Genomic DNA, 21,255 nt, shown 5'->3' with positions numbered 1-21,255 from the left:
AGCCGATCCCGCCACGCTTATCAGCCTGCGCGCTTAGCAGAGAGTGCCACATAACGCTGTACCGATGCCCGCTGCCACTGGAATGTGGCGTAGTCCGCCAGCGCTTCCGGTACCGCGTCGCCATTCAGCACCAGCCGGTTGAGCATCAGCGCCAGATCGGCATCGGCGATGCACCATTCGCCGAACAGATTTTGCTGGCCGTCGCGCAGCAGGGAACCCGCGATAGCAAACAGCTTCTGCGCCGCCGCCTGGCCCGCCGGGCTTAACGGCGGACGTTTCGCCCCGGCGAACACCACATCGGTGGCGCGCTCTTCACGGATCGGCATCAGGTCGCTGCGCAGCCACGCCTGCACCTGGCGCGCCTGGGCGCGTTTTTCCAGATCGTGCGGATAAATACGCTCCCACACCGGCGGCGCAAAGCGCTCTTCGAGATATTCATCGATGGCGGAAGATTCGCTGAGCAGGAAGCCGTCAATCTCCAGCAGCGGCACCCGGCGGGTCAGATTAAACCCCTGCCAGTCGGCCTGCTGGTGCTGTCCGCTATCCAGATCGATGGTTTTCAGGGAGAAGTTGAGCCCTTTTTCCTTCAGGGCGACATACACAGACATCACGTACGGGCTGAAATAATTAGCATCGGACCAAAGTGTTATCACGGGCTGGCTCATAATTCCTCGCATCTTCAGGACGTTTAACAAAAAACTATCCTGGAAATCACCCTGTGTCATCTGATGAAAATGCCTGCTCTCACTATACTTTTTAGTTGAGCCATTCATGACGTCATTTCGGGAGCGGTTATGATCGATCTGTTTTATGCCCCAACGCCAAACGGCCACAAAATTACCCTTTTTCTGGAGGAAGCGGGCCTGGAATATCAGCTGCATCGGGTGGATATCGGCAAGGGCGAGCAGTTTCGTCCGGAGTTTCTGGCGATCTCGCCGAACAATAAAATCCCGGCCATTGTCGACCACGATCCGGTGGACGGCGGCGCGCCGCTCAGCCTGTTCGAGTCCGGCGCGATTTTGCTGTATCTCGCCGAAAAAACCGGCAAATTCCTGAGCGGGGAGCTGCGCGAACGGGAAGCCACGCTACAGTGGCTGTTCTGGCAGGTAGCCGGATTTGGCCCGATGCTCGGCCAGAATCATCACTTCAACCACTTTGCGCCGCAGCCGGTGCCCTACGCGATTGAGCGCTACCAGGTAGAAACCCAGCGTCTGTATGGCGTACTGAACAAGCGGCTGGAAAAATCCCCCTGGCTGGGCGGCAGCCACTACAGCATTGCCGATATCGCGACCTATCCGTGGGTGGCGTCGCACGAGCGCCAGCGCATCCCGCTGGAGAACTATCCGGCGGTGAGTAACTGGTTCGAGCGCATCCGCAACCGCCCCGCGACGCTGGCGGCATGGAAAAAGGCGGAGGTGGTCTAACTCTGGCGCAGCGCGCGTGGGCGAGACGGCGGCGGCAAGGTATGATAGCGAGGCAGAATCATTATGGAGAGAGTTTCATGTCACAGCCGGACGCCATCATCCGCATCAAAAACTTACGCCTGCGCGCCTTTATCGGCATCAAGGAAGAAGAGATCGCCAACCGGCAGGATATCGTCATCAATGTGGCGATCCACTACCCCGCCGATAAGGCGAGGACCAGCGAAGACATTCAGGACGCGTTAAATTATCGCACCATAACCAAAGCCATCATTCAGCACGTCGAGAATAACCGATTCTCTTTGCTCGAAAAATTAACTCAGGATGTGCTCAATATCGTGCGGGAACATCATTGGGTCACCTATGCTGAAGTGGAGATCGATAAACTTCACGCGCTACGCTATGCCGACTCGGTGTCGATGACCATGAGCTGGCGGGGCTAAGCGCAACCGGGAGGTTGCATGAATATTCTGGTTACCGGCGGCACCGGCCTGATTGGCCGCCATCTGGTGCCACGGCTGTTGGCGCTGGGGAATAACGTGACGGTCGTGACGCGCGATCCGGAAAAGGCGCGCTCCCGGCTCGATCCGCGCATCAACGTCTGGAAAGGCCTGTCCGACGCCCAGGATCTGGATGAATTCGACGCCGTGATTAACCTGGCGGGCGAGCCCATCGCCGATAAGCGCTGGACGGCGGCGCAAAAACAGCGGCTGTGCCAGAGCCGCTGGCAAATCACCCAACGGCTGGTCACGCTGATTAAAGCCAGCGATAACCCGCCGTCGGTGCTGATTTCCGGGTCGGCGACCGGCTATTACGGCGATCTCGGCGAAGTGGTGGTAACGGAAGACGAGCCGCCGCATAACGAATTTACCCATAAGCTGTGCGCCAAATGGGAGCAGATCGCCTGCCAGGCGCAAAGCGATAAAACCCGCGTCTGCCTGCTACGCACCGGCGCGGTGTTCGCCCCGGAAGGCGGGATGCTGGGGAAAATCGTGCCGCTGTTCCGCACCGGTTTGGGCGGGCCGATGGGCAACGGGCGTCAGTACCTGGCCTGGATCCACGTCGACGATATGGTCAACGGCATTCTCTGGCTGCTGAATAACGATCTGCGCGGGCCGTTCAATATGGTGTCGCCCTATCCTGTGCGCAACGAGCAGTTCGCGCATACCCTGGGCCATGTTTTAAGCCGTCCGGCAATCGTTCGCGCGCCGGCCACCGCCATCAAGCTGATGATGGGGGAATCCGCCGTACTGGTGCTCGGCGGGCAGCGGGCGTTGCCGAAGCGCCTTGAAGAATCGGGGTTTGGCTTCCGCTGGTTCGATTTAGAAGAAGCGCTGCATGACGTGGTGCGCTAAATAACCAGGGCCGCGATTGCGGCCCTTAATGTTAAATACGCTGTTGTGAATAGCCGTCTGAGGCCTCCACCGCTTTCGCGGCCCGTTTGGGCTGCGGCACCTTGATGATAAAGGTCAACACGCCAGCAAAGAGATACAAACCGGTGTACGCCCACACCACCCCGACAATATCGAAAAACGGCAGGATCAGCGACGCAATGGCGGGGGCGACAAAGTTACTCATGCCAGCCGACAGGTTATAAATTGAAACCGCTGCGCCTTTATGATGCGGCTCAAGCGTAGGAAACACTGCCGTCATCGGCACAAAGGCGGCGACGAAAATCCCCAGCAGCACCGCCGGGATCAGCGCTATGGCAAAATTATGGCCCGCCCACATCGGCAGATAGTAAAACGACAGGCTGGCAATCGCCATGCCCAGACAGCCGAACCAGCGTACCTGGCGGATCCAGCCGATATACTCGCCCATAATTCCCCAAAAGATATTGGTGAAGATGGTGACGAAGAAGAACACCGCCCAGATTTGCAGCCATTCCGAAATGGTAAAACCGAGACGATCGACAAACAGCAGCGGCATAACAATCGCAAAACCGAACAGCGACAGCGTGTTGATAATGCGGATAAGGCACGCGTAGAACACGTCCCGGTTGGTAAACAGGATCGTCACCGCCCGGGAAAGCTCGGTCATTTTCTCTTTCATCGGCAGATTCACCCGCGAGCGATCCACCGGCACGTTGCGCAGGCTGATCATCGCCGTCACGCCGCCCACGGCTACCCAGCCAATCGCCATCCACAGCGTGCCGGTTTCGCCCATCATCGGGATGGTAAAGCTCGGCAGATAGCTGCCGACTACGCCGATGCCCACAGAGTACATTGCCCAGAACCAGCCGGTTGCCGCCGCCAGTTTCTCACGCGGTAACACCTGCACCAGCATCATCATGAACGAGTAGATAAACAGCGGATAAGCCAGGCCGCGAATACCGTAAAACAGCAGCATCAGCGGATAATTGCGCATCCCGAGCCCCAGCGCCATAAACAGCGCGTGCATCACGCACCACAGCACAAAGCCGATTGCCATGGCTTTTTGCGGGGTGATCAGTTCCGCCACGACGCCGGAGGCCCAGGCCGCCAGCGCGGCGGCAAAACCGTAAACGGCAAATACCATCGCCGACTGCGCCGGGCTGAATCCCATGTCGGTAATGTGTTTTGACAGGAACGCCATCTCGAAACCATCGCCGCTCATAAAAATGGCGATAGCGATAAAACCCCACAGCAGATGTTTGGGTAAACCAAACCAGTATTGTTGCGATTGCATCACAATCTTCCTCTTCACAGGGTACAGGGGGGCCAGGCGTCGGTGTCCGCGCCTGGCATTTATCATTCATCAATCAGGGTAAGAGCGCGCGAGCCTGGCGCTGCTGCTGATACAGCAGACGGAACAGCGCGAGGCGTTTTTCCAGCCAGCCCTGGCGCGCGCTGGCGGGTTCGAAGGTTTGCTGAACCGGCGGTTTACGGCAAACCGTTTGCTCATCAGCACCGCAGGCCAGCCAGGCTAACCGCGCTGCGCCTAACGCCCCCGATGAGCTGGCCGGATGGGTGACCACGCTGACGTCGAGCACATCGGCGATCAACTGCGCCCACAGCGTGCTGCGCGCGCCGCCGCCGGTCAGGCTGCAACGGGTGATGGTTTGCCGGGCGTCGCCCAGCACGTCCATGCCGTCCGCCAGGCCGAACGCCACGCCTTCAATCACCGCATAGCCCAGCAGCGCGCGGCGAGTCTCATGACGCAGATTGAAGAAGCTGCCGCTGGCCTCGGGATCGTTGTGCGGCGTCCGCTCGCCGCTCAGGTACGGTAAAAACAGCGGCGCGCGCTGTTTCTCCTCGTCGGTTAACAGCGCCATCTCTTCCATGAGCTGGCTTTCCGTTACCCCAAGCAGATTACATACCCAGCGCAGGCAACTGGCGGCGCTGAGCATCACGCTCATTTGATGCCAGCGTCCAGGCAGCGCATGGCAGAATGCATGTACGCCGGATGACGGATCGGCCTGCAGCGCGTCATTGACCACAAAGATCACCCCGGAGGTGCCGAGCGAGATCAGCGCATCGCCGGGATTTACCGCGCCAACGCCCACCGCCGAGGTGGCGTTATCACCGCCGCCGCCGGCAATCACCACGTTCGCGCTTAAGCCCCATTCGGTTGCCAGCGCCGCATCCAGCGTGGCGCTTACTTCGCTGCCTTCCACCAGGCGCGGCATCTGATCGCGGCGTAAATCCGTGGCCGCCAGCAAGGCGTCAGACCAGTCGCGTTTTGCCACGTCAAGCCACAGCGTGCCCGCTGCGTCGGAGGGGTCGCTCACAAACTCGCCGGTTAAGCGCCAGCGCAGATAATCTTTCGGCAGCAGCACCTTATCGATTTGTTGAAAAATTTCCGGTTCATGGCGCGCCACCCAGGCCAGCTTCGGCGCAGTAAAACCCGGCATGATCATATTGGCGCTGAGGGTCATGATTTCTGGATGGCGCTCGCGCAGGTCGTCGCACTCCCGGTGGCTTCGCGTGTCGTTCCACAGAATGCACGGGCGCAGCACCTCGCCCTGTTTATCCAGCAGCACCGCGCCGTGCATCTGGCCGGACAGGCCAATGGCGCGGATCGCCGCCCAGGCTTCCGGTGCCTGCTGGCGCAGCGCCGCCACAACCTGACAGGTAGCCTGCCACCACGCCTGCGGATCTTGTTCCGCCCAGAGGGGATGCGGGCGCTGCACGGTTAGCGCGGCATGTTGCGCAGCAACGATCTCGCCCTGTTCATTAATCACCAGCGCTTTCAGTTCTGATGTGCCGATATCGATTCCCAGATACATAGCGCCCCCGTTACACAGTCAGCGGTTGTGCGGTGGTTTCGTTCACCCAGGCTTGTATCCGGGCAACGGTACGCACCATCAGCGCATGAAACGCGTCGTTACCCGCCAGCTCCGCGAATAGCGCCTCATCCGAGGTAAAGGCTTTCAGCGGATCGGAACCGGCAAACAGCGCCCGGATAGTGTCGGGCTGCATGACGCCATCCTGATATTCATACGGCAGATCCCCCTGCGCCCAGCGCTGGAGGAACAGGTAAAACAGCGCCGGAAGCACCGCGCTGGCCTGCGGCTCGCTGCCGCGCGCGTAGCACTGGATTAAGGTCGGCGTCACCATGCCGGGGATTTTTGACAGCCCGTCGGCGGCGACGCGCTGGTTGGTATCTTTGATATGCGGATTGCTAAAGCGCGCCAGCACTACATCGCGATAGTCGCCTAAATCGAGCGGACTCGGGGTCAGAGACGGGATCACGTCCTGTGACACGTATTCCCAGGCCAGCTGGCGGATCACCGGATGGCGGGTGCTGTCGTCGATATAAGAAAGCCCAATCAGCGTTCCCGCCCAGGCGATGCAGCTGTGGGTGGCGTTAAGAATACGGATCTTGGCCTCTTCCCAGGGCAGCACCGAATCCACCAGCTCCACGCCGACCTTCTCCAGCGCCGGGCGTCCGGCGATGAAATCATCCTCAATCACCCACTGAATAAACGACTCGCCCATCACCGGCACGGCGTCCTGAATCCCCGTTGCCGCCTTAACGCGTTCCGCCACGTCCGGCGTCGGGCGCGGCGTGATGCGGTCAACCATGGTGTTCGGCGAGGTGGTATTGGCGCTCACCCAGTCATACAGCGCCGTTTCCTGCTTCGCTTTCAGGAACGAGAGAAAACCGTGGCGAAAGCGCTCGCCGTTATGACGCAAGTTATCGCAGTTCAGCAAGGTGACTGGCGTGCCGCCCAGCTCAACGCGGCGTTTCAGGATGCGGGTGAGCGCGCCATAAAGGGTACGAATACCGCCCGCTAAATCCGCCTTCACGTCCGCCTGAGTCAGATCCAGTTCATGTTCCGGCGTCAGGTAATAGCCGCTTTCGGTGACGGTAAAGGCGATAACGCGGGTGTTCGGCTGCGCGCCCTGTTCAATCAGCGCGCTAATTTGTGCGTCCCACGGCAGGATTTTTTTGATAGAGGAAAGTTGCTCGTAATGCCGCTCGCCCTCCGGTGAAACGGTTTCCAGCACATAAGCGCCCTGCTGCTTATCCAGTTGCGTAAGCAAGGCGTTGGCGTCATCGCGAATATTTCCCAGCGCAATACTCCAGCTGTCGTCGCCCTGCTCGCGCAGTTTGTGTAAGTACCACGCCTGATGAGCCCGATGAAATGAACCGGCACCAATATGCATCCACACGCTTTGATTATTCATACACACCCCACACTGAGTATTTGCCAATTAAATGAGCATTTGCCCGTTTCAGGTATGTTAGTCGCCAGTCCCCGATCCTTTCCGGGAGTCGCGTCACAAAATTAATCTTTTGCCCTCTACCTTGGCAAATGCCCATTTTTGATATTTCTCCTGGCGCGATACACTACAGGCAGTTGAATCAGGGGTTACGTCATGAGCAAAGAAGAGAAAAAACAGGAACAGGCTGCGCGGGCTGCATGGATGTATTACGTCGCGGGGCTAACCCAACAGGAAATCGCCAAAACGCTCGGGTTATCCCGGCAAGTGGCGCAGCGCTTAATTTCCTCGGCGCGCGAACAGGGCATGGTGAGCGTGAAAATCGCGCATCCGGTTACCCACTGCCTTAAGCTGGCGGCGGCGCTCCAGGAAAAACATGGCCTGTCGCTGTGCCGCGTGGTGCCCTCTGCGTCGCTGGACAACGAAGCGATCCAACAAATGCTGGCGGTGGAAGGCGCAGAAGTGATGTCGCAGTACATCGCCGAAGAGCAGCCGCAAGTTTTTGGTGTGGGTTCAGGGAAGACCTTACGATCGATTATCGATGCCCTGCCCTGGACCGAACGCCCGCAGCATCACTGCGTGTCGATGATCGGGGCCATCGCCCGCGATGATTCGGGTACCCGTTATGATGTGCCGCTGCGGATGGCGGAAAAAATGCAGGGTAAATACTTTTTCGTCCCCGCGCCGCTGTACGCGGACAGCCCGGACGACAAAGCGATGTGGTGCCAGCATCAGGTCTACCAGCGGGTCGCCGCCCGCGCGCTGAATGCGCACGTCGCCTTTTTAGGCATCGGCGATGTCTCAATTGGCTGCCCGCTGAATGCGGAAGGCTTTATCACCGACGAGCAGGTACACAGTCTGGAAAAACGCGGCGTGGCGGGTGAAATGCTGGGCCATTTTTTCGATCATAACGGCGAGCGCATCATCGGCGAACTGGACCAACTGCTGACCAGCGTGCCGCTGGAGAGCCATACCACGCGGCCGATTATTGGCTTTGCAGGGGGTGAGAAAAAATACCCGGCAATCCGGGCGGCGCTGCGCGGCGGCTGGGTTTCCGGGTTAGTGACCGATGAAGCCAGCGCATTAAAATTGCTGGCTGAATAAAGCGCAAGCGGGAAAGCGGCTGATCGATGCTTTCCCGTTAACAGGCAGGATTTACTTCAGCGAGCCTTTCAGGAACTGTTGCAGGCGCTGGCTTTTCGGGTTGTTAAACAGCTCGTCCGGCGCGCCCTCTTCTTCGATTTTCCCCTGATGCAGGAAAATGACATGGCTGGAGACGTGGCGGGCAAATTCCATTTCGTGGGTCACCACCACCATGGTTTTGCCCTCTTCCGCCAGCTTCTGCATGATGCGCAATACTTCGCCCACCAGTTCTGGATCCAGCGCGGAGGTCGGCTCATCGAACAGCAGCACTTCCGGCTCCATGGCCAGCGCACGGGCGATGGAAACGCGCTGCTGCTGGCCGCCGGAAAGATGCACCGGATATTTCCCCTGGGCGCGGGCGTCGATGCCCACTTTCTCAAGATATTTGACCGCACGTTCGCGGGCTTCCTGCTTGCTCAGCCCCAGCACCTGCACCGGCGCTTCCATGACGTTTTCCAGCACCGTCATGTGGCTCCACAGGTTGAAGTGCTGGAACACCATGGTCAGACGGGTACGCAGCAGGCGCAGCTGGTTTTTATCCGCCACCTTCAGTTGGCCGTCTTTATCGCGCACCAGGCCGATATTCTGGTTATTCACCACGATGGTGCCTTCACTCGGTTTTTCGAGGAAGTTGATGCAGCGTAAAAAGGTACTTTTACCCGAGCCTGAGGAACCGATGATGCTGATCACATCCCCGGCATTGGCCTTAAGCGAGACCCCTTTAAGCACTTCATGCTCGCCGTAGCGTTTGTGCAGGTCGGTAACGTTTAATTTATTGTCAGACATTGGTGGGCCACTCAGTGCGTAGAAGCAGGTTTAACATGCCCTAACCAGCGACGCTCCGCGCGGCGGAACAGGCTAATCAGAACATAGGAAATAATCAGGTACAGCACCGCCGCGATGCCGAAGGCGGTAAACGGCTGGTAGGTCGCCGAGTTGATATCGCGGGCGATTTTCAGCAGATCCGGCACGGTGGCGGTAAACGCCAGCGCCGTGGAGTGCAGCATCAAAATCACTTCGTTGCTGTAGGCCGGCAGCGCGATACGCAGCGCCGATGGCAAAATAATGCAGCGGTACATCTTAAAACGCGAAAATCCATAGGCGCGCGCCGCTTCGATTTCTCCGTGGGGAACCGAGCGGATCGCCCCGGCGAAAATCTCGGTGGTGTAGGCGCAGGTATTGAGCGTCAACGCCAGCACGGTACAGTTCAGGCCGCTGCGGAAAAACGCGTTCAGCAGTTCGGTGCCCTTCACCACTTCCAGGGTGTACATCCCGGAGTAAAACACCAGCAGCTGCACGTACAGCGGCGTACCGCGGAATACATAGGTAAACAGCCAGATGGGGAACTGGATAAACTTGTTGCTGGAGACCCGGCCAATGGCAAGAAAGATCGCCAGAATGCCGCCCATTACCACCGAAGAAATCAGCAACCACAGGGTGATCGCCACCCCGGTAAAACGATAACCGTCGGTCCACAGCAGGGATTTCCAGTATTCCTGAATAATTTCGATCACAGGTCAGCCCTCTTGACGCCCACGGTATAACGACGCTCCAGCAGCAGCAGAACGCCGTTGGAAACGGTGGTGAACACTAAATAAATCACACCGCAGACCACGGCGAAGTAGAACGGCTCCCAGGTACTTTTCCCGGCAAGCTGGGTAGCTTTGACCACGTCTTCCAGCCCCAGCAGCGAGACCAGCGCGGTGGCTTTAAGGATCACCTGCCAGTTATTGCCGATCCCCGGCAGCGCAAAGCGCATCATCGCAGGGAACAGCACGCGGCGGAAAGTCTGGGCGTTGGTGAATCCAAAGGCGGTAGCGGCTTCGATATGCCCTTTCGGCACCGCCATAAACGCGCCGCGAAAGGTTTCGGTGAAGTAGGCTCCGTAGATAAAGCCCAGCGTGATGATACCCGCAACCATCGGGTCGATATCAAACTGCGCCAGACCCAGCGCGTCGGTCACGGTATTCAGGGCAATTTGCAGCCCGTAGAAGATAAGCAACATCAAAACGAGATCGGGAACGCCGCGGATCAGCGTGGTATAGGCCTCAAACAACAGCGCCAGCGGGCGGTTACGCGATAACTTCCCCGCCGCCCCCACCAGGCCGATGAGAACCGCCAGGATAACGGAGCTTAGCGCCAGTTCAAGCGTGACGATAGCCCCTTGTAAGATAACTTGTGAAAACCCATACAGCATGGTGCTTATCCTGTGATCAATGTCTGGAGCGCCTGACGGGTTAACCCTTATAACGCCCCGGCTAGCCGGGGCGCGGCAACTCTATGTAGGCGATTAACCGCCGTATACGTCAAAGTCGAAGTATTTCTTAGCCAGTTTTTCGTAAGTGCCGTCAGCGCGCATTTCAGCAAAGGCTTTGTTCAGCGCTTCGCGCAGTTCGTTGTCTTCTTTACGGATACCCATGCCGGTACCGACGCCGAACAGCTTCTCGTCTTTGATGGACGGGCCGCCAAACTTGTAGTCTTTACCTATAGGCTGTTTCAGGAAACCTTCGCTTGCCGCGACTTCATCCTGGAATGCTGCCTGGATACGGCCTGCGGTCAGGTCAGAGTAGATATTGTCCTGGCCCTGGTAGGAGACGATTTCCACGCCTTTCGGAGCCCAGTGTTCATTGCCGTAGGTTTCCTGAGTGGTGCCCTGCAATACACCGACGCGTTTGCCTTTCAGCTTCTCAAGACTCGGTTCAATATCGGAATCTTTCGCGACCACCAGACGGGAGTCGGCTGCGTAGAGTTTGTCGGTAAACGCGATTTCCTGCTGGCGTTTTTCCGTAATGGAAAGCGATGACATGATGGCGTCGATTTTTTTCGCTTTCAAAGACGGGATTAGCGCGTCCAGCGGATTTTCAACGAAAGTACATTTGGTCTGGATGCGTTTGCACAGCTCTTTCGCCAAATCGATATCAAAACCCACCAATTCACCCTGCGCATTCTTCGATTCGAAGGGCGCATACGTGGGATCGGTGCCAATACGGAGATTTTGCGGAATCGCGGCGAACGCGGTGGAAACACTGGAAAACGCCAGTACCAGAGAAAGGGATAACACCAACTTTTTCATAGCAATCCTCGGTGAGTTGTCTTTTTGTGTTGTAGTGCTCTAAACATCGAGACAGCACGTATCGTGCCACTGTTATGCGCATTTAGGCAAAAGAATATGGCCGCCCGCGCGGAATTTTTTCGCTTACGATGCTTAATTATTCACTCGACGCGCTAAAACAGTGCGCTCCATGCACCATAACGCTACATCGTCGGTAAATTGCACCAAAAAAGTGAGGCGCTATGGAATGGCCGTTCAGAAAAGCCGCGCCCAGGCTGGCTGGGCGCGTTTTCTGTTAGTCACCGTAGACGTTAAAGTCGAAATATTTCTTCGCCATTTTGTCGTAAGTGCCGTCTTTACGCAGCTCATCAAAGGCTTTATCAAAGGCCGCTTTCAGTTCAGTGTCGCTCTGGCGCAGACCAATGCCGGTACCGTCGCCAAAGTATTTTTTATCTTTCACCGACGGGCCCGCAAAGGCGAACTCTTTACCTGCCGGCTGTTTCAGGAAGCCTTCGCTGGCGGCGACTTCATCCTGGAATGCGGCATCGAGACGGCCTGCCGCCAGGTCGGAATAGATCAGATCCTGGTTTTGATACGCCACCACATCGACACCTTTGTTGCGCCAGTTGTCGTTGGCAAAGCCTTCCTGGGTAGAACCCTGAAGAACGCCGACGTGCTTACCTTTCAGTGACTCGATGGTCGGCTGGATCGGTGAGCCTTTAGAGGCGATCAGGCGGGAATCTGCCGCGTACAGTTTTTCCGAGAAGGCAATTTCCTGCTGGCGCTTTTCGGTGATCGACAGCGAAGAGATAATCGCGTCGATTTTCTTGGCCTTCAGCGACGGGATCAGCGAATCGAAATCGCTGCCTACCCAGGTACATTTCACCGACATGCGCTTGCACATCTCATTACCGAGATCGATATCAAAACCCACGAATTCGCCTTTGGCGTCTTTAGACGAGAAAGGGGCGTAGGTGGCATCCGTACCAATACGAACCGTCTGCGGCAGCGCGGCGAACGCGCTGGTGGCCGCGGAAAGCCCCAGCAGCAATGACAGAGCAATAGCCTTCTTCTTCATACGTTACCCTCAAGTGGTCTTTTTTATGTTGTGTATATTGTTGTGTTGCTACTTTGCATTGCACTTCCTGTGCCAGTTTTCGCGGAACGGGCGAACCCCGGCAGATGTTAAGTAAAAGTTACAATAAAGTAGATGTAGTGAAAGATAGCATTACGAAGGGGAATGTCTTTAGCGGAAATGCGTGAACGGGGATTATATTTTCAGGATTTGATCGCGGTTACAAAAATGCCCCAAAATGAGGCGCTCAGGTTTCAACGCACCGAAACAATGCGTCAGGCTCCCTGCCAGCGATGGAAAAGATCTTCCGGCAGATCAATATCCAGCTGGTCCAGTACCCGGTTCACCGTCTGGTTAATCACGTCATTGAGAGTGGCGGGCTGATGATAAAACGCGGGCATCGGCGGCATAATCACCGCGCCCAGCTCGGCGGCCTGGGTCATCAGGCGCAGATGCCCGACGTGCAGCGGCGTTTCCCGGACGCACAACACCAAAGTACGCCGCTCTTTCAGCACCACATCGGCAGCGCGGGTCAGCAGCCCATCGGTGTAGCTGTGTACGATACCGGAGAGGGTTTTGATGGAGCATGGCAGGATCACCATGCCTGAGGTGCGAAACGACCCGGATGAAATGCTGGCGGCAATATCCCGCGCGTCATGCACCACATCGGCCAGCGCCTGCACATCGCGCAGCGACAGAGAGGTTTCCAGCGCCAGCGTCTGGCGTGCGGCATGGCTCATAATCAGATGGGTTTCAACGTCAGGCACCGATTGCAGTACCTGCAACAGCCTAACCCCATAAATCGCGCCGCTTGCCCCGGAAATGCCCACGATGAGTCGTTTCATTACTTTTTGCCTGAACGGAAAATACGTGGGCAAACTTTGCCGTAACGCAGAGGGATATGCAAGTTGGCTGGCGCGGAAGAGATGGCGGACGGACGCAATGATAATCCCTTCCGGAGGCCCGGAAGGGATCGACGGGTTACCCTTCGTTATGCATCTCTAAATTTTCCACTTCGTTCTGGCGCTGCACCGCTTTGGCATCGTCATTACGCAGGGATTCGAGATATTCCAGGTACTGCTGGTCAACGTCTTTAGTGACGTACACCCCGTTGAAGACCGAGCATTCGAACTGCTGGATATCCGGGTTTTCCGCGCGGACTGCTTCAATCAGATCGTCGAGATCCTGGAAAATCAGCCCATCTGCGCCGATGATCTGGCGGATTTCGTCCACTTCACGTCCGTGGGCAATCAGCTCATTGGCGCTGGGCATATCGATGCCATACACGTTCGGGAAGCGAATTTCCGGTGCGGCAGAGGCCAGGTAAACCTTCTTCGCCCCTGCTTCACGGGCCATCTCAATAATCTGCTCAGAGGTGGTGCCGCGCACGATGGAGTCATCCACCAGCAGCACGTTCTTGTCGCGGAACTCGGCGCGGTTGGCGTTGAGCTTGCGCCGCACCGATTTACGGCGCAGATGCTGGCCCGGCATGATAAAGGTACGGCCCACGTAGCGGTTTTTCACAAACCCCTGACGGTACGGCTTATTCAGAATATGGGCGATCTCCAGCGCGATATCGCAGGAGGTTTCCGGGATCGGGATGACCACGTCGATATCGAGATCTTCCCACTCGCGGGCAATTTTCTCGCCGAGCTTTTTGCCCATGCCGACGCGGGCGCTGTACACGGAAATCTTGTCGATAAACGAGTCAGGACGCGCAAAGTAGACGTACTCGAACAGGCATGGGTTGCTGGCCGGGTTATCGGCGCACTGACGGGTAAACAGCTGGCCTTTTTCGGTGATGTAGATAGCTTCACCGGGCGCGACGTCGCGTAAGAATTCAAAGCCCAGAGTATCCAGCGCCACGCTCTCGGAGGCCACCATATACTCGGTGCGACCATCGCCGATATCGCGCTTGCCCAGCACCAGCGGACGAATACCGTTCGGATCGCGGAAGGCCACCATGCCGTGGCCGATAATCATCGCCACGCAGGCGTATGCGCCGCGGATCAGGCGGTTGGTGGCGGCAATGGCGGCGAAAATGTTGTCGGCTTCCAGCGGGTAGTGGCGGAAGTTATCCAGTTCGCTGGCGAACACGTTCAGCAGAACTTCGGAATCCGAGGTGGTGTTGATATGGCGGCGCTTCTCTTCAAACAGCATCCGGCGCAGTTCGTGCGCGTTGGTCAGGTTGCCGTTGTGCGCCAGGGTGATCCCGTACGGGGAGTTTACGTAAAAGGGTTGTGCTTCGGAGGCGCTGGAGCTGCCTGCTGTCGGATAACGCACATGGCCGATACCCATATTGCCTTGCAGACGCTGCATATGGCGGGCTTCGAATACATCACTCACCAGGCCGTTGGCTTTGCGCAGGCGAAAGCCGTTGTTTGCATCAATGGTGATGATGCCTGCGGCATCCTGCCCACGGTGCTGAAGCACCGTTAACGCGTCATAAATCGACTGGTTTACCGGCATAACACCGGCGATACCGACAATACCGCACATGTTGTCTTTTCCTCATTAAGAGACTGCCCCCGGCACAATTACCGGGGTAAGAAACTTGACGAGCTTTGCAGATAGTCAAAAAACCATCTGATGATGAAACTGAATTGCGGGATGAGCTGCGATTTTTGCCAGTCGTCGCTTTTGGAGAAGCCGGTAAAGGTATCAAGAAAGAACAGAATGGCGGAGACGATAAGTGCGCCACGTAGTGCGCCAAAACAGATCCCCAACACCCTGTCTGTACCCGACAGGCCGGTTTTCTCCACCAGCGCGCCAATCACATAATTGACGATCGCGCCGACAATCAGCGTCGCAACAAACAGCACTGCGATCGCTATCCCATTACGTACCAGTTCGTCTTCAAAGCCAGTGAACCAAACTGCCAGGTAAGTGTAGTAGTGGCTGGCGACAAAGAAGGCACAGCCCCAGGTAACCAGCGATAACGCTTCACGCACAAACCCGCGGATAACGCTTACCAGACAGGAAAAGCCGATAACCGCGATGATGGCGTAATCTATCCAGACCATGAATGTGTCCTGTGATAAATCGCCCTGACGTCCAGTTCGGGGCGCATTCTAACAGAAAAAGAAAACGTTTGCGTAGGGATTTCCTTCCCCTGGCTCAATAAAAAAAGGCGTTGAAAAAATCTTCAACGCCGTACTTTTTTTCCCGGTTTCCGCTGCGTTTCGGAGGTGCCGCTGCTTTATATCCGTTAACAATCAACAGATAAGGCTGCGCACCCCGATCATCAGTTTACGGAATAATTCATCACTACCCCGTTTAACCCGGAAAGCTGGTTAAGCTCGCCCAGCGATCCTTTTAATTTATCGCGCGAGGCATCCGGCCCAACCAGAATGCGGGTGATTTTACCCTGTACCGGCGTTGACGGCGACGTATAAACCCGGTAACCCGCGCCGCGCAGTTTACCAACAATTTCATTCACTTTGTCGGCATTTTTAAGCGCGCCTAACTGCACCACATAAGCTTTGCCGGTCGGCGGCGCGTCGGCTTTTGTCGGCTCCGCTTTTTTCGGCGGCTCTTCTTCGCTCAGCATCGCCAACTGCTCGTCAGTTTTATCTTTTTGCGGTTTGGTCTGCGGTTTTTTCGGCGTGTCCTGCGCTTTCGGTTTGCTCGGTGGCACAGGCTCCGGTTCCGGTAACGGATCGAGATTATTGGCATTATTCGCCACACGCCCGGTATCTATCGCAGACGCCGCCGCGTTCGCCGCCCTCATCTCTTCCGCCGCCCCTTCTGGCGGCTGCGCGGGCAGCGCCTGCGTGGCGGCAGGCAGCATATCCGGCTCGTCGGTATCCCCTGGCTTCGGCACCAGCGGGATCGCCGCAAACTCATCCTGATAATGCTTTTTCTGGCCGTCCAGCAGCCCTGGCAGCAAAATCACGCCCAGCGCTACCAGCACAATCGTGCCCACTAATCGGTTTTGAAATTTACTCGCCACCTCGCCTCCTCGCGTCCATCGCTTCCATCACATGCGCTACGGTATGAAACGAACCGCATACCAGTACGGTATCTTGCGGTTGAGCCTGCGCCATGGCGGCATCCCAGGCTTGCACAACGCTTTGATAGCGCTCGCCCTGCTTCAGGTGCGCCGTCAGTTGCTCAGCCGTGGCACCGCGCGGGCCCTCCAGTGGGGCACAATACCAGCTATCTACCACCGGCTCCAGACAGGCCAGCGTGCCCGCAATATCTTTATCGTGCAGCATGCCGATTACCGCAAGCACTTTCCCGCCCGCGGGCAAACGCTGCATCTGGCTCGCCAGATACGCCGCCGCATGCGGGTTATGCGCCACATCCAGGATCACGCGCGGTGATTCGCTGACGCACTGGAAGCGCCCCGGCAGCAGCGCCTGCGCAATACCCTGGCGGATAGCGGCGTCGCTCACCGCCAGCTGGCTGGCGCGGATGGCCGCCAGCGCCGTTGCGGCGTTCGGCTGCGGCACGTGAGGCAGCGGCAGATCGCGCAGTTCACCCCGGGCATCGCGGAAATGCCAGCCGGTCTCGTTCGCCTGGTAGTCCCAGTCGACGCCGCGCCGCGCCAGCAGCGCGCCTTTTTCCTGAGCCACCGCCGCGATGGACGCGGGCATATCCGGCTCGCCGACGATAGCCGGTTTGCCCGCGCGGAACACGCCCGCTTTTTCGCGGCCAATGCTTTCGCGATCCGGCCCCAGCCAGTCGGTATGATCAAGAGCAATACTGGTGATAACCGCCACATCGCAGTCCACCAGGTTGGTGGCATCCAGACGCCCGCCAAGGCCGACTTCCAGAATCACCACGTCCAGCGCCGACTGCGTAAACAGCCACAGCGCCGATAGCGTGCCGTACTCGAAATAGGTCAAGGACGTGTCGCCGCGCGCACTTTCAATCGCGCTGAACGACGCGGTGTGGTCGGATTCCGAAAGCTCTGCGCCCTGAATGCGCACCCGCTCGGTATAGCGCACCAGATGCGGCGAACTGTAAACGCCAACCCGCAACCCGGACGCCATCAGAATGGCTTCGAGGGTGCGGCAGGTGGTGCCTTTTCCGTTGGTGCCGGCAACCGTAAACACAAACGGCGCGGGCTTTTGAACCTGAAGAGTCGCCGCCACGCGCGATACGCGCTCCAGCCCCATGTCGATGGTTTTACTGTGCAGGTTTTCCAGATAAGAAAGCCACGTAGCCAGGGGCGACGTGGCGTGGGGAATGCAGTCTTTTTCCATGATGCCCGTACGTGTTAGCGATGGATAAACAAAAAGGGCAGTGCCGTTATGGCCCTGCCCTTCGTGACGATCAGGCCTCTTGTTCCTGGTCCGGCGCTGGCGGAACCACAATCGATTCCTGCGGCGCATCCGGTCCTGGAGCCGGGAGATTCATCATTTTCGCCAGCAGGCTGGCCAGCTTCAGGCGCAGCTCAGGGCGACGGATAATCATATCGATCGCCCCTTTTTCGATTAAGAACTCGCTGCGCTGGAAGCCCGCAGGCAGTTTTTCGCGCACGGTCTGTTCGATAACGCGCGGGCCGGCAAAGCCAATCAGCGCTTTCGGCTCGGCAATGTTCAGATCGCCCAGCATCGCGAAGCTGGCGGAAACGCCGCCCATGGTCGGGTCGGTCAGCACAGAGATATACGGCAAGCCGCGCTCCTGCATTTTTGCCAGCGCGGCGCTGGTTTTCGCCATCTGCATCAGCGACATCAGCGCTTCCTGCATACGCGCGCCGCCGGACGCGGAGAAGCAGATCAGCGGGCAGTTGTCTTCCAGCGCCTGCTCAACGGCACGGACAAAACGCGCGCCCACGACCGAGCCCATCGAGCCGCCCATAAAGGAGAACTCAAACGCCGCCGCAACCACCGGCATATCATGCAGGGTGCCTTTCATCACCACCAGCGCGTCTTTTTCGCCGGTTTCTTTCTGGGCACTCGCCAGACGATCTTTATACTTTTTGGAGTCTTTAAACTTCAGCACGTCTTTCGGCTCAAGCTCGCTGCCCAGTTCAACCATGGAGCCTTCGTCTAACAGGCTGTGCAGACGGTCACGTGCCGCCATACGCATATGATGATCGCACTTCGGGCAAACCCCCAGGTTACGCTCCAGCTCGGCGCGGTAGAGAACCTGACCGCAGCTGTCGCACTTGGTCCACACCCCTTCAGGGATGCTCGCCTTACGGGTGGGGGTGATATTGCTCTTATTGAGAATTCGTTCAATCCAGCTCATTGATGACCTTTCTGCCTGAACCTGGTCGATGCCAGTTTTTCTGTCGGCAGCGGATAAATTCTGACCGCCGACAGACCATAAATGGTGCTCATTAAAACATAACAAACCGCGAGTTGGGATAAAAAAGTGGTCTAACCGCGCGATCCTGCTCTTGTTTCATGAACGTGATAGTTATCTGCCGCTGCGCGCCGCGGCTCGCTTGTGGCGGATAATTTCCACTACGCCCGGCAATACCGACAGGACGATGATCGCCACAATCAGCAGCTTCAGGTTTTCCTGCACGATCGGCAAATCGCCGAACAGGTAACCCGCGTAGGTAAACAGCAGCACCCACAACAGCGCGCCGATCACGTTATAGGCCGCGAAATGGCGATAGGACATATGCCCCATCCCGGCGACGAACGGCGCAAAGGTGCGCACGATCGGCACAAAACGCGCGAGAATAATGGTTTTCCCGCCGTGACGCTGGTAAAACGCATGGGTTTTATCCAGATAGCTGCGGCGGAAAATTTTCGAGTTCGGGTTACTGAACAGCTTTTCGCCGAACAATCTGCCAATGGTGTAATTCACTGCATCGCCGATAATCGCCGCTACGATCATTAACGCCACCATCAGGTGAACATTGAGATCGTTGGTCGGCAGTGCGGAGATCGCCCCGGCGACAAACAGCAGCGAATCGCCCGGCAGGAAGGGCGTGACCACCAGCCCGGTTTCACAAAACAGAATCAAAAACAGGATGGCGTAAACCCAAATCCCGTAATCGGCGACCAACTCCGCCAGATGCACATCAATGTGCAGGATGAAATCGATCACAAAGCGAATAATGTCCATACTGCGTTACGTCCTCAACAGCCTTTAGTCAGCTAAAAAAAGTGGGCCCATTGGCGTCTTCGGCAGCTCGAAACGGTCAGGATAATCCACGCTGACCAGATAGAGCCCTTCCGCTTTCGCCGTCGCTGCCGCAAGCGTACGATCCTTCACCGCCAGCAACTCCTCAATCCAGCTCTCCGGCTGGTTGCCGCACCCTACTTCCATCAGGCTGCCAACAATATTCCTGACCATATGATGTACAAAAGCATTCGCTTTGATATCGACCACCACATACGCCCCGAATCGCGCGACGTTAATGTGCATCAGATTGCGCCACGGGGTGCGCGACTGACATTGCACGGCGCGAAACGAGGTAAAATCATTTTCACCGATCAAGCACTGGGCCGCGCGATGCATGCGTTCAGCATCCAGCGGCTGGTGATAATGGGTGACGCCCTGCTGCAATACTGCAGGACGCAGACGATGATTGTAGATGACATAGCGGTAACGGCGAGCCGTTGCGCTAAATCGGGCATGAAAATCGTCCGGCACATCTTTGACCCAGCGCACCGCGATGTCACCAGGTAAATTCGCATTTACACCCAGCGTCCAGGCGGCGTCTTTGCGGACGGCCTGGGTTTCAAAGTGCACCACCTGGCCGGTGGCGTGAACGCCCGCATCGGTGCGCCCGGCGCAAAACACGTTAACCGGCGCATTCGCCACCTGGCTCAGCGCCTTTTCGAGTTTTTCCTGCACGCTGCGCACTTCATTCTGGCGCTGCCAGCCGTAATATTTACTGCCGTCGTACTCAATGCCGAGCGCGATTTTGCGCACCGGCACATCCTGAAGCTCAGACATCAGTACAAATACTCCTGCACTAATTTCTCCGCCACTTTCACCGCCATCAGCGCGCCGCCGAAGCGTACGTTATCCGCGACAGACCAGAACTGGATCTGCTCGGGCATGCCGTAATCGTTACGCACGCAGCCGACAGAAAGCTGAGCGTTGCCGGAGGCGTCGCCCACCTGGGTAGGGAATTCATTAGCGGGGGATAACACCACTTCTTCGCCACGGCCAAAGGCATCGCGCGCTTCTTCAAACGACAGCGGGCGCATGGCTTCAAAATTGACCATCTGCGCATGGCCGTAAAATACCGGCGACTGAACGCAGGTGGCGGAGATCATCAGCATCTCATCCTGGAGGATTTTACGGACTTCATCGACGATGCGGCGCTCTTCGCGCACGCTGCCCTGGCTATCCGGCAGAAGCGGCAGAACGTTAAACGCCAGCTGACGGCCAAAGAAATCGTCTTCATCAACCGGGATACCGTTGAGCAGTTTGGCGCTCTGGCCCGCCAGGGCGTCAACCGCCACTTTGCCTTTCGCCGACGCGGACAGCAGGCTGGTGACCTGAATGCGCGCCAGGCCGCCTTCATCGATCAGCGGCTTTAACGCCACCAGCAGCTGGCTGGTCAGGCTATCGGGAATCGCGACCAGATTACGGTTGCGGTAATCCGCCAGCACGAACGGATTCACTTCCGGCACGACCAGCGGCACATCCGGCTCCAGCGCGTACAGACCGCTGGCATCAATCACCAGGCAGCCCGCGTTAGCAGCATCGTCCGCGTACTGCGCGGTGGCGTCCTGACCGGCCACAAAGAACGCGAGCTGCGCCTGGGTCCAGTCAAATTCGGCGGCGTCCTGCACCATCACGCTTTTACCCGCAAAACGCAGGGTTTCGCCCGCGCTTTCGCTGCGCGCCAGGGCAAACAGTTCACCCACCGGGAATTGACGTTCCGCAAGTTGTTCAAGCAGGGCTTCGCCCACGGCGCCCGTCGCGCCCAGTACGGCAATGTTCCAGCCTTCAGACATGGTGGTTTACTCCAGAAAATAGAACAGCGTCCCT

At 57.5% G+C, this 21,255-nt stretch carries 22 protein-coding genes; 4 read left to right on the top strand and 18 right to left on the bottom strand.

What is annotated here, in order from left to right; translation table 11 throughout:
• Positions 1–20: 20 nt before the first annotated feature.
• Entirely contained in the window at positions 21–665 is a 645-nt protein-coding gene (gene yfcF, locus FND52_RS07390; RefSeq protein ID WP_144130258.1) for a glutathione transferase, read from the bottom strand.
• A gap of 129 nt (positions 666–794) precedes the next feature.
• Here yfcF and yfcG point away from each other — a divergent pair, with 129 nt between their 5' ends.
• The 3 genes from yfcG to FND52_RS07375 all read left to right on the top strand — a co-directional run bounded on the left by yfcG (position 795) and on the right by FND52_RS07375 (position 2,776).
• On the top strand, positions 795–1,424 hold the full coding sequence (gene yfcG / locus FND52_RS07385) for a GSH-dependent disulfide bond oxidoreductase (protein WP_125291526.1): 630 nt from the start codon (positions 795–797) through the stop codon (positions 1,422–1,424).
• Between the two features lie 77 nt (positions 1,425–1,501).
• Entirely contained in the window at positions 1,502–1,864 is a 363-nt protein-coding gene (folX, locus tag FND52_RS07380) for a dihydroneopterin triphosphate 2'-epimerase (RefSeq protein WP_125291525.1), read from the top strand.
• An 18-nt stretch (positions 1,865–1,882) separates the two neighbouring features.
• Positions 1,883–2,776, top strand: a complete 894-nt coding sequence (locus FND52_RS07375) for a TIGR01777 family oxidoreductase (protein ID WP_125291524.1) — start codon at positions 1,883–1,885, stop codon at positions 2,774–2,776.
• 31 nt (positions 2,777–2,807) lie between these two features.
• On the opposite strand, the gene FND52_RS07370 is transcribed toward FND52_RS07375, so the two are convergent.
• The 3 genes from FND52_RS07370 to dalD all read right to left on the bottom strand — a co-directional run bounded on the left by FND52_RS07370 (position 2,808) and on the right by dalD (position 7,033).
• On the bottom strand, positions 2,808–4,088 hold the full coding sequence (locus tag FND52_RS07370; protein ID WP_144130256.1) for an MFS transporter: 1,281 nt from the start codon (positions 4,086–4,088) through the stop codon (positions 2,808–2,810).
• A gap of 73 nt (positions 4,089–4,161) precedes the next feature.
• Positions 4,162–5,628 (bottom strand): xylulokinase, encoded by a 1,467-nt coding sequence (xylB, locus tag FND52_RS07365; RefSeq protein WP_144130254.1) that lies wholly within the window; start codon positions 5,626–5,628, stop codon positions 4,162–4,164.
• 10 nt (positions 5,629–5,638) lie between these two features.
• Entirely contained in the window at positions 5,639–7,033 is a 1,395-nt protein-coding gene (gene dalD, locus FND52_RS07360; RefSeq protein WP_144130252.1) for a D-arabinitol 4-dehydrogenase, read from the bottom strand.
• Positions 7,034–7,225: 192 nt separating this feature from the next.
• Between dalD and FND52_RS07355 the strand changes: the two genes are divergently transcribed.
• Complete coding sequence (locus FND52_RS07355) at positions 7,226–8,173, top strand: sugar-binding transcriptional regulator (RefSeq protein WP_125291520.1); 948 nt, start codon at positions 7,226–7,228, stop codon at positions 8,171–8,173.
• A 51-nt stretch (positions 8,174–8,224) separates the two neighbouring features.
• On the opposite strand, the gene hisP is transcribed toward FND52_RS07355, so the two are convergent.
• From hisP to FND52_RS07285, 14 genes are all read right to left on the bottom strand, one after another.
• On the bottom strand, positions 8,225–8,998 hold the full coding sequence (hisP, locus tag FND52_RS07350; protein ID WP_144130250.1) for a histidine ABC transporter ATP-binding protein HisP: 774 nt from the start codon (positions 8,996–8,998) through the stop codon (positions 8,225–8,227).
• 11 nt (positions 8,999–9,009) lie between these two features.
• Positions 9,010–9,726, bottom strand: coding sequence for a histidine ABC transporter permease HisM (gene hisM / locus FND52_RS07345; RefSeq protein ID WP_125291518.1), 717 nt, complete (start codon positions 9,724–9,726; stop codon positions 9,010–9,012).
• Positions 9,723–10,409 (bottom strand): histidine ABC transporter permease HisQ, encoded by a 687-nt coding sequence (locus FND52_RS07340; RefSeq protein WP_125291517.1) that lies wholly within the window; start codon positions 10,407–10,409, stop codon positions 9,723–9,725. The genes hisM and FND52_RS07340 overlap by 4 nt, the downstream gene beginning before the upstream one ends.
• A gap of 93 nt (positions 10,410–10,502) precedes the next feature.
• Positions 10,503–11,285 (bottom strand): histidine ABC transporter substrate-binding protein HisJ, encoded by a 783-nt coding sequence (gene hisJ / locus FND52_RS07335; protein WP_144130248.1) that lies wholly within the window; start codon positions 11,283–11,285, stop codon positions 10,503–10,505.
• Between the two features lie 274 nt (positions 11,286–11,559).
• Entirely contained in the window at positions 11,560–12,342 is a 783-nt protein-coding gene (argT, locus tag FND52_RS07330) for a lysine/arginine/ornithine ABC transporter substrate-binding protein ArgT (RefSeq protein WP_125291515.1), read from the bottom strand.
• A gap of 272 nt (positions 12,343–12,614) precedes the next feature.
• Entirely contained in the window at positions 12,615–13,184 is a 570-nt protein-coding gene (locus FND52_RS07325; RefSeq protein ID WP_125291514.1) for a UbiX family flavin prenyltransferase, read from the bottom strand.
• 136 nt (positions 13,185–13,320) lie between these two features.
• On the bottom strand, positions 13,321–14,838 hold the full coding sequence (gene purF, locus FND52_RS07320) for an amidophosphoribosyltransferase (protein WP_125291513.1): 1,518 nt from the start codon (positions 14,836–14,838) through the stop codon (positions 13,321–13,323).
• A gap of 38 nt (positions 14,839–14,876) precedes the next feature.
• The gene (gene cvpA / locus FND52_RS07315; RefSeq protein ID WP_144130246.1) at positions 14,877–15,362 is read right to left on the bottom strand and encodes a colicin V production protein; all 486 of its coding nucleotides are present in this window, start codon (positions 15,360–15,362) and stop codon (positions 14,877–14,879) included.
• Positions 15,363–15,583: 221 nt separating this feature from the next.
• Positions 15,584–16,291: a cell division protein DedD gene (gene dedD / locus FND52_RS07310; RefSeq protein WP_144130244.1), complete on the bottom strand. Its 708-nt coding sequence runs from the start codon at positions 16,289–16,291 to the stop codon at positions 15,584–15,586.
• Positions 16,281–17,549: a bifunctional tetrahydrofolate synthase/dihydrofolate synthase gene (folC, locus tag FND52_RS07305; RefSeq protein ID WP_144130242.1), complete on the bottom strand. Its 1,269-nt coding sequence runs from the start codon at positions 17,547–17,549 to the stop codon at positions 16,281–16,283. The genes dedD and folC overlap by 11 nt, the downstream gene beginning before the upstream one ends.
• Before the next feature lie 70 nt (positions 17,550–17,619).
• Positions 17,620–18,540 carry an acetyl-CoA carboxylase, carboxyltransferase subunit beta gene (gene accD, locus FND52_RS07300; RefSeq protein WP_185760696.1) on the bottom strand — a complete coding sequence of 307 codons (921 nt, stop codon included), beginning with the start codon at positions 18,538–18,540 and terminating at the stop codon, positions 17,620–17,622.
• A gap of 171 nt (positions 18,541–18,711) precedes the next feature.
• The gene (locus FND52_RS07295; protein WP_144130241.1) at positions 18,712–19,371 is read right to left on the bottom strand and encodes a DedA family protein; all 660 of its coding nucleotides are present in this window, start codon (positions 19,369–19,371) and stop codon (positions 18,712–18,714) included.
• Positions 19,372–19,395: 24 nt separating this feature from the next.
• Positions 19,396–20,208 carry a tRNA pseudouridine(38-40) synthase TruA gene (gene truA, locus FND52_RS07290; protein WP_125291508.1) on the bottom strand — a complete coding sequence of 271 codons (813 nt, stop codon included), beginning with the start codon at positions 20,206–20,208 and terminating at the stop codon, positions 19,396–19,398.
• Positions 20,208–21,221, bottom strand: a complete 1,014-nt coding sequence (locus FND52_RS07285) for an aspartate-semialdehyde dehydrogenase (protein ID WP_144130239.1) — start codon at positions 21,219–21,221, stop codon at positions 20,208–20,210. The genes truA and FND52_RS07285 overlap by 1 nt, the downstream gene beginning before the upstream one ends.
• Between the last annotated feature and the right edge of the window lie 34 nt (positions 21,222–21,255).

Origin of the sequence: Atlantibacter subterraneus, assembly GCF_007570865.1 — a bacterium.
GTDB lineage: Bacteria > Pseudomonadota > Gammaproteobacteria > Enterobacterales > Enterobacteriaceae > Atlantibacter > Atlantibacter subterraneus.
Note: the sequence above shows the minus strand (reverse complement) of the source record. Positions and strands in the feature narration are given on the sequence as shown.

Bases quoted from the DNA above. Each gene is read 5' to 3' on its own strand.
- yfcF (WP_144130258.1), bottom strand. From the start codon at position 665: ATGAGCCAGCCCGTGATAACACTTTGGTCCGATGCTAATTATTTCAGC.
- yfcG (WP_125291526.1), top strand. From the start codon at position 795: ATGATCGATCTGTTTTATGCCCCAACGCCAAACGGCCACAAAATTACC.
- folX (WP_125291525.1), top strand. From the start codon at position 1,502: ATGTCACAGCCGGACGCCATCATCCGCATCAAAAACTTACGCCTGCGC.
- FND52_RS07375 (WP_125291524.1), top strand. From the start codon at position 1,883: ATGAATATTCTGGTTACCGGCGGCACCGGCCTGATTGGCCGCCATCTG.
- FND52_RS07370 (WP_144130256.1), bottom strand. From the start codon at position 4,088: ATGCAATCGCAACAATACTGGTTTGGTTTACCCAAACATCTGCTGTGG.
- xylB (WP_144130254.1), bottom strand. From the start codon at position 5,628: ATGTATCTGGGAATCGATATCGGCACATCAGAACTGAAAGCGCTGGTG.
- dalD (WP_144130252.1), bottom strand. From the start codon at position 7,033: ATGAATAATCAAAGCGTGTGGATGCATATTGGTGCCGGTTCATTTCAT.
- FND52_RS07355 (WP_125291520.1), top strand. From the start codon at position 7,226: ATGAGCAAAGAAGAGAAAAAACAGGAACAGGCTGCGCGGGCTGCATGG.
- hisP (WP_144130250.1), bottom strand. From the start codon at position 8,998: ATGTCTGACAATAAATTAAACGTTACCGACCTGCACAAACGCTACGGC.
- FND52_RS07340 (WP_125291517.1), bottom strand. From the start codon at position 10,409: ATGCTGTATGGGTTTTCACAAGTTATCTTACAAGGGGCTATCGTCACG.
- hisJ (WP_144130248.1), bottom strand. From the start codon at position 11,285: ATGAAAAAGTTGGTGTTATCCCTTTCTCTGGTACTGGCGTTTTCCAGT.
- argT (WP_125291515.1), bottom strand. From the start codon at position 12,342: ATGAAGAAGAAGGCTATTGCTCTGTCATTGCTGCTGGGGCTTTCCGCG.
- FND52_RS07325 (WP_125291514.1), bottom strand. From the start codon at position 13,184: ATGAAACGACTCATCGTGGGCATTTCCGGGGCAAGCGGCGCGATTTAT.
- purF (WP_125291513.1), bottom strand. From the start codon at position 14,838: ATGTGCGGTATTGTCGGTATCGCCGGTGTTATGCCGGTAAACCAGTCG.
- cvpA (WP_144130246.1), bottom strand. From the start codon at position 15,362: ATGGTCTGGATAGATTACGCCATCATCGCGGTTATCGGCTTTTCCTGT.
- folC (WP_144130242.1), bottom strand. From the start codon at position 17,549: ATGGAAAAAGACTGCATTCCCCACGCCACGTCGCCCCTGGCTACGTGG.
- accD (WP_185760696.1), bottom strand. From the start codon at position 18,540: ATGAGCTGGATTGAACGAATTCTCAATAAGAGCAATATCACCCCCACC.
- FND52_RS07295 (WP_144130241.1), bottom strand. From the start codon at position 19,371: ATGGACATTATTCGCTTTGTGATCGATTTCATCCTGCACATTGATGTG.
- truA (WP_125291508.1), bottom strand. From the start codon at position 20,208: ATGTCTGAGCTTCAGGATGTGCCGGTGCGCAAAATCGCGCTCGGCATT.
- FND52_RS07285 (WP_144130239.1), bottom strand. From the start codon at position 21,221: ATGTCTGAAGGCTGGAACATTGCCGTACTGGGCGCGACGGGCGCCGTG.